This window comes from Myxacorys sp. (assembly GCF_059501405.1).
The window spans coordinates 1-8705 of the sequence record NZ_JCACCM010000167.1 but is presented as its reverse complement, the minus strand read 5'-3'; the positions used below and the strand labels follow the sequence as shown (position 1 = coordinate 8705).

Annotated in this window: 12 protein-coding genes, 1 tRNA gene and 1 pseudogene; 9 read left to right on the top strand and 5 right to left on the bottom strand. The window is 45.3% G+C overall.

What is annotated here, in order from left to right; translation table 11 throughout:
* Window positions 1-215 (bottom strand): annotated as a pseudogene (locus tag AC5I6P_RS24000) (hypothetical protein); the annotation flags it as partial.
* An 885-nt stretch (window positions 216-1100) separates the two neighbouring features.
* Here AC5I6P_RS24000 and AC5I6P_RS23995 point away from each other — a divergent pair.
* Window positions 1101-1172: transfer RNA gene (locus AC5I6P_RS23995), tRNA-Val, on the top strand.
* Window positions 1173-1395: 223 nt separating this feature from the next.
* The gene (locus AC5I6P_RS23990; protein ID WP_495696290.1) at window positions 1396-1596 is read left to right on the top strand and encodes a hypothetical protein; all 201 of its coding nucleotides are present in this window, start codon (window positions 1396-1398) and stop codon (window positions 1594-1596) included.
* Between the two features lie 33 nt (window positions 1597-1629).
* Here AC5I6P_RS23990 and AC5I6P_RS23985 read toward each other — a convergent pair whose 3' ends face one another.
* Complete coding sequence (locus tag AC5I6P_RS23985; protein WP_495696289.1) at window positions 1630-2274, bottom strand: GIY-YIG nuclease family protein; 645 nt, start codon at window positions 2272-2274, stop codon at window positions 1630-1632.
* A gap of 169 nt (window positions 2275-2443) precedes the next feature.
* Between AC5I6P_RS23985 and AC5I6P_RS23980 the strand changes: the two genes are divergently transcribed.
* The 3 genes from AC5I6P_RS23980 to AC5I6P_RS23970 all read left to right on the top strand — a co-directional run bounded on the left by AC5I6P_RS23980 (window position 2444) and on the right by AC5I6P_RS23970 (window position 3453).
* Window positions 2444-2638 carry a hypothetical protein gene (locus AC5I6P_RS23980; RefSeq protein WP_495696288.1) on the top strand — a complete coding sequence of 65 codons (195 nt, stop codon included), beginning with the start codon at window positions 2444-2446 and terminating at the stop codon, window positions 2636-2638.
* 313 nt (window positions 2639-2951) lie between these two features.
* On the top strand, window positions 2952-3296 hold the full coding sequence (locus AC5I6P_RS23975) for a hypothetical protein (protein WP_495696287.1): 345 nt from the start codon (window positions 2952-2954) through the stop codon (window positions 3294-3296).
* A 22-nt stretch (window positions 3297-3318) separates the two neighbouring features.
* A complete protein-coding gene (locus AC5I6P_RS23970; RefSeq protein WP_495696286.1) occupies window positions 3319-3453 on the top strand; it encodes a hypothetical protein in 135 nt (44 codons plus the stop codon).
* Window positions 3454-3507: 54 nt separating this feature from the next.
* On the opposite strand, the gene AC5I6P_RS23965 is transcribed toward AC5I6P_RS23970, so the two are convergent.
* Together AC5I6P_RS23965 and AC5I6P_RS23960 are read right to left on the bottom strand one after the other, a co-directional pair.
* Window positions 3508-4083, bottom strand: coding sequence for a hypothetical protein (locus AC5I6P_RS23965; RefSeq protein WP_495696285.1), 576 nt, complete (start codon window positions 4081-4083; stop codon window positions 3508-3510).
* 464 nt (window positions 4084-4547) lie between these two features.
* The gene (locus AC5I6P_RS23960; protein WP_495696284.1) at window positions 4548-4709 is read right to left on the bottom strand and encodes a hypothetical protein; all 162 of its coding nucleotides are present in this window, start codon (window positions 4707-4709) and stop codon (window positions 4548-4550) included.
* Between the two features lie 449 nt (window positions 4710-5158).
* On the opposite strand from AC5I6P_RS23960, the gene AC5I6P_RS23955 reads away from it, so the two are divergent.
* The 4 genes from AC5I6P_RS23955 to AC5I6P_RS23940 all read left to right on the top strand — a co-directional run bounded on the left by AC5I6P_RS23955 (window position 5159) and on the right by AC5I6P_RS23940 (window position 7999).
* Window positions 5159-5707, top strand: a complete 549-nt coding sequence (locus AC5I6P_RS23955) for a hypothetical protein (RefSeq protein ID WP_495696283.1) — start codon at window positions 5159-5161, stop codon at window positions 5705-5707.
* A 37-nt stretch (window positions 5708-5744) separates the two neighbouring features.
* Window positions 5745-7124: a glutathionylspermidine synthase family protein gene (locus AC5I6P_RS23950; protein ID WP_495696282.1), complete on the top strand. Its 1380-nt coding sequence runs from the start codon at window positions 5745-5747 to the stop codon at window positions 7122-7124.
* Window positions 7125-7267: 143 nt separating this feature from the next.
* Window positions 7268-7420 carry a hypothetical protein gene (locus tag AC5I6P_RS23945; protein ID WP_495696281.1) on the top strand — a complete coding sequence of 51 codons (153 nt, stop codon included), beginning with the start codon at window positions 7268-7270 and terminating at the stop codon, window positions 7418-7420.
* A gap of 279 nt (window positions 7421-7699) precedes the next feature.
* On the top strand, window positions 7700-7999 hold the full coding sequence (locus tag AC5I6P_RS23940) for a hypothetical protein (protein ID WP_495696280.1): 300 nt from the start codon (window positions 7700-7702) through the stop codon (window positions 7997-7999).
* A gap of 85 nt (window positions 8000-8084) precedes the next feature.
* On the opposite strand, the gene AC5I6P_RS23935 is transcribed toward AC5I6P_RS23940, so the two are convergent.
* Window positions 8085-8579 carry a hypothetical protein gene (locus AC5I6P_RS23935; RefSeq protein ID WP_495696279.1) on the bottom strand — a complete coding sequence of 165 codons (495 nt, stop codon included), beginning with the start codon at window positions 8577-8579 and terminating at the stop codon, window positions 8085-8087.
* Window positions 8580-8705: the final 126 nt, after the last annotated feature.

Sequence of the window (8705 nt, the reverse complement as noted above, 5' to 3'; positions counted from 1 at the left end):
AACTTGACCAGACCCTACTCCTAGCGTCACTGCGTAAGTCCTGTTTTTGATAGCGCAACAGGAATCGGAGCGAATATTTCAGCATTTTTGTTGACTTGGAGTTAGCACAATGTCTTGCGATGGAATCGGGCTAGATCAGGTCATAAGCGCGTGGTTTCTCCCTCCACCCGCGTCATATACGTCTTACTCACAATCTGGTCACCATCGGGAATAAAGATATCTCAAATCTTGCAGCATTCTCGATAAGCCCATTTAGGTTAGGCAAAGGTTTAATGGAAATTTCAAACCCATGCTGTACAGCAATATCAGGATGGGTTTGGATGGTTCGGAGCAATCGAAACCACACAACTGAGGGAAACAAGACCTTTCAGGCTAAATCACTAGCAGCTTTCCATTCGAGGATAGGGGGGCAGGGTTGTTTTAGTGTCGGAAACAGAAATCTGGATGCTTGATTCTCTCGTTCGACGTTCTTGTATCAGACGACAATTAAAAACGGTAAAAACGACAACTAATACGTTTGTTCAAATTATTACCCTGCAAAGGTTTGGGCATTTGTTCTAATTGACGTTTTTAGCAAAATAATTGACGCTTGATATTCTTGGATGTTTTGAATCTCACAAACGAGAGATTAAGGCTTCTAGTATCTTCTAACGACAATAAAACAGTCCTGCTACTAGAGGAACTTGGTTGATGGTGGAAGGTGAATTGGGAATAGTAGGAACAATTCCTAGCAGTCAAGACTTGTACTTGTTCAAGCTAGGGTCAAAGTTTTCAGCTATTAAATCTTGACTAATGATTTTTCTATAGAGGCCTAACTCTGCTCTGTCAGAAGGATTGTTCCATTGACCCTAAGTTAAAGAATAGTTCCCCCCCTTCATATGTTCAGCGCAGCAAACAAGAGCCACAGTTCTTTTTCACTGTCAAAGTTCCAGCCATAAAAACCTTAAGCAAGTTTATGCAAGATGGATAAATTTTCCTAAAGAGAGGATCATTCTAGAGAAAAACCTGTGATACATTGAGGCGGCGTTGAACTGTCAACAGAACCTAGCTTTTGAAAGATTGACTCATCAATTCTTCAAAATGGTATGCTGTCGAGGCAAGGGCGATTAGCACAGTGGTAGCGCACTTCCTTCACACGGAAGGGGTCACTGGTTCGAATCCAGTATCGCCCATAGGTTTCAGGATTCGACATTAGGAACTAGCCCTAAATCAGCCCTAAAACCGAAACACAATCGAATACGTGAGCACGCGGGTCGATCGCCGTGTCCACCACTTTTTAAGGGGTTTAATTCCATCAAAAAGCCATGGACACCGATGCAAGATACCGTGCTTTTCTCATAGAAAAATATAAGTATCTTCTAAAGAAGGCTTCTAGGGGTTGCTTATATTTTTGGTTTGTCTGTACTAAATCGATCGTCTCAATATCGATCGCCCATTCACCTCACCCGCAGTAATGCTGCTGTTTGTTATGTGGTGACTATGGGCAGAGCGGCGAGATTCATGCCTCTTGCACCGCGCCAACAAAAAACCGCCTCCAATTGGAAGCGGCTCAAGGTGCATTTTGGTTTGATGCACGATCCTTCAGAGCAAGTCTGAGCCAATCACCCTGTCTAGCCACTACCAGAACTTTTAAGACTCAACCACTGCACTCCAATCATCATTCTCAATCACTGTTTCAAAGTTCCGCCGCCGCTCAGCCTCTGCATCATCCAGCGTCTCGCTCTGCTCTAATTCATGGACGAGGGTCGTATCTGCCATTGCCTTGCGTAACTTGAGCTTTTTGTCCTCGTAAGCATTCCGCTCAGAGGCTGACTGGGTTGCTCGAGCCGCCTCGCCAATTGTCCTCGCCCACGTTCCTTGTCCCTCTCGATTCCCAGGCGGAATCTGCTCCAGTGCGGCAATCCACTCATTTTGCAGGGCTTCCATCGCCTGACGCTTCGGAACCTTAAACGTCTGAACTCGTATAAATGCGCAGGCCTCAACCCCATTTTGGGCGATGTGTCCCTCCAAAGACTGCTGCACATCCTGTGAATAACCAATGTACTGGGGCTGGCGATCAGCATCTAAAACGGCATATACCCCAGCAACCTTAATCCTGTTGATCAGCGATCGCCAAGTTTCTACTGGCACCACTTCGGATTCGTCATTTACCGGGGCTGTTGGTGAAGGGATTGAACAATGCTCATCATCAGAACCGTACAGAAAGCTATGCAGCCCCTGATGATCTGCTGGAACGTTTTGATGTTCAATGGGAACATTGTTTTCGGATTTCACAGGATAAGCCTCAGTTGAGTCAGTCAAAGCTGGACAAGGAAGATCTTACTTTGATTTGGAGTCGAACCGCTCAGTGGGAGAAGCCGCCTTAGTGCCTGCCTTGACGCGGGGGTTGAATGTGCGGACAACGTAAAGCTTCGTCGTGCAGCTTGGAGCACAGATTGCATCAATGCAGAAGTATCAAAGCGATCGCGATAGCTGTAACTCAATAGCTGCAAGGGTTTCTGAAGTGCTACCACTTCAAATCAAACACGATCGCGGCTTACCCCATACTCGTGGCAATGCTGCTGTTGGCTCTATGGAGGCTGTGGGCAGAGCAGCACGATCGTACCTCCGCATTTCGCCAATAAAAAACCGCTTCTAGTTTGAAGCGGCTCAACGTGTACTTCGGTTTGATGCGGCATGGTTTCTATCCAAAATGGTAGAAAGTTCTACCCACGATTCTTAATCAGCATCACTTCAATAACTGTCTTTGCAGGGTGTTCAGAAACCTCTAATCATCACCGTACTTCTGCTAAATTCTGACAGCTCAATTCCAACCATTCACCCGCGCAGAAACCAGACTAGAACCTTGATCAATCCTGTGAACTTCCAAGGCATGAAAAAACCTCCCTCTTAGCGGGGAAGGTTCGTAGAGATAAGTAAAGTACGATAGAGCAATCTCTTGGAGCCGCTACATGATGGATTTTAATGTCGTTCAAAGAATAGAAGGTTTAAGCGGAATTCAAGAAACAGAGATGGTAAATCTTTGGCTAGAAATATCTAAACGCTACGAGTATGAATTCAAGGATCACGTCAAAATTCGCCGTGTGTCCTTCAAGACGAGTGATGGAGATCGCGCTCATGTGCTTGTATCCCTCAGCAATGCCTTAATGGATGCTTTGGATATTTTGCCGTCAGAAAATTCAACCGATCAAACCGAAAAGCCTATTAAAACGCGATCAGGATTTAAGAGCTTGCAGGATTTTTTAACAGAAACCAAGCTAGAACCTCCAGCGTCCCAATACGTTAAGCAGTTCTAGAACGAACCCAAAAACCTCCCTGGTGTGTTGGGCTCAATACGAGCTACTGCACGACTTGTTGCCCGAAGCAAAACTGGGCTGTAGTCCCCTGTCTGCACTGATTTTTCTTGCCCTGCTCTGCTTTGGGGTGTGGTTGGGCGATCGGCAGAAAGCTTAACGACTGTGCCTGGCGGGTTTCCGTTTGGGTAGTGGGATTCAACGGAGGATGTCTTTAAGGTGCTTCTGCTAGTCTTGAGGCTTCGTCGAGCATCGTTGATAACATTCTCAACCTACTGCGCAAGTCTTCGTTTTCAGCCTTTAGGCGTTCGATCGCATCACTATAAACCTCCCCTAGCAGTTCCTGTCGTTCTTTATCCAGGACGAGAAACTGAATACCTAAAATTCTTTTGGAGATTTCGGGTGATTTTGGATCTAGGTACTCTTTGAGTCGATCCAAAAGAAGCGCTACGGATTCCTCACGTCTTCTCAGGATTTGAGCTTCTGTATAGTTCCCGTCAGGATCAGGTAGTCTTTCGATCTGTTCCTCTGCGGGGACTGAGATAAAAGCGCCATCGTCTACAAGACGCCACTTCCCGGCATCTACTCGCACTAACTCCTTGCCGCTCGTGATTGAAAATCGCCTGTGCTCTACTGTGAATGAGTTTGAAAGCTTAAGGGTGATCCGCGCGGTTTTCTCTTCAGCAGGACTGCTCAGAAACGCAGGTCTTAACGTCAGAACAACAATATCGCCTTTTTTTAGGCTTGAAAGCTCTCTTGTCGATTCAACGTTAGGATCACCGCTCTCCATTTATCCAGCGCTCGAATAGTTCGCCCTAACCATACTCCCATCATTCGTTCTACTAACACAGTAGATACAGAAGCTGCAAACAACACGGCTTAAGCTCTTTTTGTGTAACTGTGTTCGGTGTCAGCTTCGCAGCGCTCACAAGATAGTTTTCATTTTATTCCGGCAACTTTCGCTAAATACCTAGAAGCTAGATCCTTACTGGCAAGACCTGTGCGTTCATGTAAGTCACCTTTTGCTGTCCATCCACCACCAATTCTGAGAATTATTCCTACAAAGACGCCCCTACTGGAGTAAACCTCGTATTGCCTGCTCTCTGTGTCGCTGCCTGCATTATCCACATACGTAAAATCCATTTGTATTTTTATCCACCACTCAATTTTTTATCGGTGATTTTCATCCCTCATCCTGGGATGCCAACACTTCCCCTACCTTACAGCAAGTGAGAAAATATTACATGTCTCGCTCTACATACAACAGGCATAACAAGGCGTTGGCTTAGACTTCTCTTTCTTAAATCTCGGCAGTACCAACGCTTGGGCAACATCCGACCGCCCTACCCGCTCTAGATGCGATCGCGCTTGTGGAGTTGATTTAAGTTCAAGACATAAGACAATTGATTGCAGCATCCCATTCGGATGGTTCCCCATCCCAACCAACAATCAGCGCGTCAACAACCCCCCCTACCGTACAGCAGGGGGACGAAGTATCTATGTCTAGTAGATTTAGCTTAGTTATCCCAAAATCACTCAAGCATCCCTCTCGGTCGTTTCTGCCGCATGATTTCCTGCTGTGCGGTTTCCGATCGAGTCCTGGAAAGGAACCTTCCCCGCTTCTGTGTTGAGCCACTTACCGGGTTAGGCAGAATTATCGAGCGAGCTTTGAGCAGTTTAGCACTTAGAGGAGAAGGGGTGAGCGATCGACAAACACAAGTAGAACTTAATAAAGCCATCACGGAAAACCGTTTATTCGGATTGGATCTGACTAAACTGAGAGATCGTTAACCAATCTTGAAAAGATGAGCGATCGAACAGCCATAAACGTGATTTTGAAGGTCAATTAATTCCTGAAGGCGGAAATGTTTAAGTTTAAATTGTTAGTTCAAGTCTTGGCTTACGGCTCTCTAGGGATAGCTAGCTCTTTGTATATAACCGGATGTGGCGGCCCGTCCATTCCTAAAGACACTCAAATATATGAGGTCAATGGAGCGAAAGTCTGCGATCACAGAAAAGCGACTCCTGACACTAGGGATGACTGCAATAACACTCGGGGCGGAAGTAGCGGCTATTTCTACAACCCTAGCAATTCTCATGTTTTCTATCGCGGTAGTGGCGAAGATATTATTGTGGATCGCAATCATACCCCTTCAAACTCGCGATCGCTTTACCCTGGCGGTACGGTTCCTCTGAAATCTTCTATCATTACAAACCAGTCAGGAACCCCATTGATGGATGGGGGTTCGGTTGTTACTTCCACTTCAAGAAGTAGCACCTCTATCAATACGGCTCCTGTTCGATCTACAGCTTCTTTTAACTCTCCAAGCTTAGGAAGAGTTAGCGCAGGAAGGACAACTTCTGTAGGTAGAGGCATGAGCTTTGGTTCTGGTGGCAGAGGGGGATTTGGTTAAAGTTTCACGCCTGATTAACTTTGCTAAGTGATTCATTATGAACCTATCCGATTCTCTCCATAGCCAAGCTAAAGATCAGTTCTTTAATTACCTATCCCAAGAAGCCTACTCCAATCTGCCTGCTGATCTTTTAACTTTACTTGAAGGGCAAAAAGAAGAGAGGCGACCTTATATCGTCTTTGACTCCTTAAAAGTAAATTCTGCTTTTTGTAACGCAATTAGAGTAGCTGCCGAACAGTTCTGGTCGCTTTCTACTTCTACCGCTAAGATTTTTCAGTACTTGAGCGAGTCTGAAATTTTAGACTGGGGATACCCTGAAGACTATATTCCTCAGCTACTAGGAAGTGAAACTCCTCCTTCGGAAATGAGGCTGGACATGGCAGTTAACCCTGAAGCGTTTAAGAAAGGCGTTTACAAATTAAACGACTTTAAGGTTCTGGAGGCTAACTCAGCTACTCCTGGATTCTGGTCAGAGACATTTGTTTTTAATGAGCTCATTGTTAATCATTTAGGTTGTCACTGCCCTAATTCTGGCTTGGGTGAAAGCCATACTGAAGATTTCATTGCCTACCTTAAAACCAGCTTTCCTTCTTACAGTCACGGGAAAGATTTCGTCTATTTCTCCTTCCCTTATGTGGGAGAGCATGAAGATATTCTGTCGTTTGACGCTCGGATGGGACATTTTGAAAGATTAGGGGGAAAAGCTAAGTTTTTATACACTGAAGAATTCATTATTGAAACTGATATCGCCAGAGAGGTTGTCCTAAAAGATCCGAATGGCTCCGAAGTTAAGTATCTATTCCTTCATTACCCTAATGAATGGCTACTTGAAGACAAAGGGGAATTATCAAGCTTTGCGAACAGCGATTTAATGAGTATTCCTGCTGCAAGACCTTGGGACTATTTTCAACAGCTTGTACTGGAGAAAAAGCTGTATAGAATTCCTCCTATGAGTTCTGAGGTTATTCAGAACAAGGCGTTCTACGCTTTCTTGTGGGAAGGGGTTCATTTTGACCGGTTCGATCCAGAAACACAATATTTAATTAAAACTTTAATTCCTCAAACCTACTGCACCTACGACGAAGCTAAAGCTCAAGGCTTAAGCCGAGTATGGGAAAAGCCGATTTATGGCAGAGAAGGCGCAGGGATTATTCTTTGGGATAAGGATGAAGTTGTAGTCGATACCTACAACCCTAGCTTTGAAGACGAAGTTTGGTACAAGGATATGTTGGCGGTCTACCAAGAAGACTGTCCTATGCCTATTCATGAGTTTGAGGACGAATTTATCGTTCTCATGTTTACTGTTTATCTTTCCGCGACAGGAAGAGCGACAGGAATCGGTTGTAGAGCAGTGCCACAATCAAAAGGCGCAATTGATTCTAAAGAAGGACTATGGCTCCCTTTGCATTTGGAATAAATGGGATTGCAGGGTGAACAATCGTTGACCAATCCTAAAAGCAAGAGGAGATTAAAATACTGAAATACAAAAACTTTGAAGGATATGCAGAAAACGACGTTGACTCTGATATTGTTTTCGGCAGAGTTCTAGGAATTCGCGACGTGGTGACATTTCAAGGGGTAACGGAGGAGGAAATTGAGCGATCGTTTTGTGATTCAGTTGATGATTACCTAGAATCCTACCAGGAGACAAGAGAGGACGATCGCACTCTACGAGAAAGCTACTCGACGCAGCGATCTCAGCTGCGGAACTGATTAGGGTTAGAGTGTTGTGTCTAAAACCGACACAACATACATTTAGGGACGCCTGCCAGAGTTATCAACATCCGCCAATTTGTGCCATTTGGACGGCATAAAACTGGAAACTTCCTAGTCCTGGTAGCGGGCGATCGCGCTTCTGAGCAACTACTTAAGGAATGCCTGGAATGGAACTATCCCCGATTTATACCTCGCGTGCTTTATAGATGCTTGTTTCGTCTGTAGGCATGAGAATCCATAGAGAGGGAGGGGGGATGCTCTCGCTAAAATGGCTACATGACCAACAATGCCAAGCGCCCATCGCCCGAAAAAGTTGAAAAACTCGCCTTAAAAGCAGCCCTTTTGGAGCAAAAGCTCGATCGCTTGGATCGGCTCGAAGGCGATTTACTCTCCCTGATGAAAAGCTGTATCCGCAGTGCAAAGAAATTGGTCAAACCGTTCTTTGATAGAGACGCCCATGCAGAATCCGCAAAACTCAACGCATCAGTCAGAGTTTGCGACATTGCCTGGAAGATGATTCACAATGAACTGGCAGCCGAAAACGCGCTGCGAAATATGGAACTCGATGAAGAGTAGGCACGCTGTTTTTACGCTTGACCGTAAGAACTAAGAGCAGTGCTGAGACTTCTACAACTGATGAGCGATCGCCCCCTGCTAAACTTCAGTTAAACGCCCGAAAGCAAACCGTTCTCACCAGCTTATCGGTAGCAGAGCCGCGATCGGGAGTGAGATGATTCTTTGGATCTCTCAAGTTTCGATCAACTCTGTTCACTTGTCCTATAGTCACTAAAGACGTTAAGCATTCAGCGATCGCTAGCACAGTGTCTTTGCCAATTCTGTAGTGAAAGCCAACTTGATTAGTAGCGCGATCGGGCGTGATTGTTGTCGTTCTTAAATAGATGTCTTCGCCTGTTTTAGCAGAGTGCCCCATATATGCCCATTCGCGTTGCAGTGTTGTTACTAATTGCTTCATCTCATCAAGAGTATCAAGAAGATCTGCCTTAGCAGGCTTTATTGACGCAGAAGAAAATAAGCTCGAAAGTAGGCAAGCGGTGAGGGCAAATTGTTTCAGCATTGAAGATCGAGTAGGGGACGTACCTTTTCTACTTCGAGCGTTGCGATCGCGTCCCTGCTCATCCAAATAAAGTTCACCCAATCAACATCTACAGTTAAGACTCAGGCGATCGCTGGCTCTACATATTCACAAATTGCCTCAATCTCTATCCGGCAGGGTTGTTTCATTGTCAGGATAGGAAAACTAAACTGGTCGTGTCGTGATTCG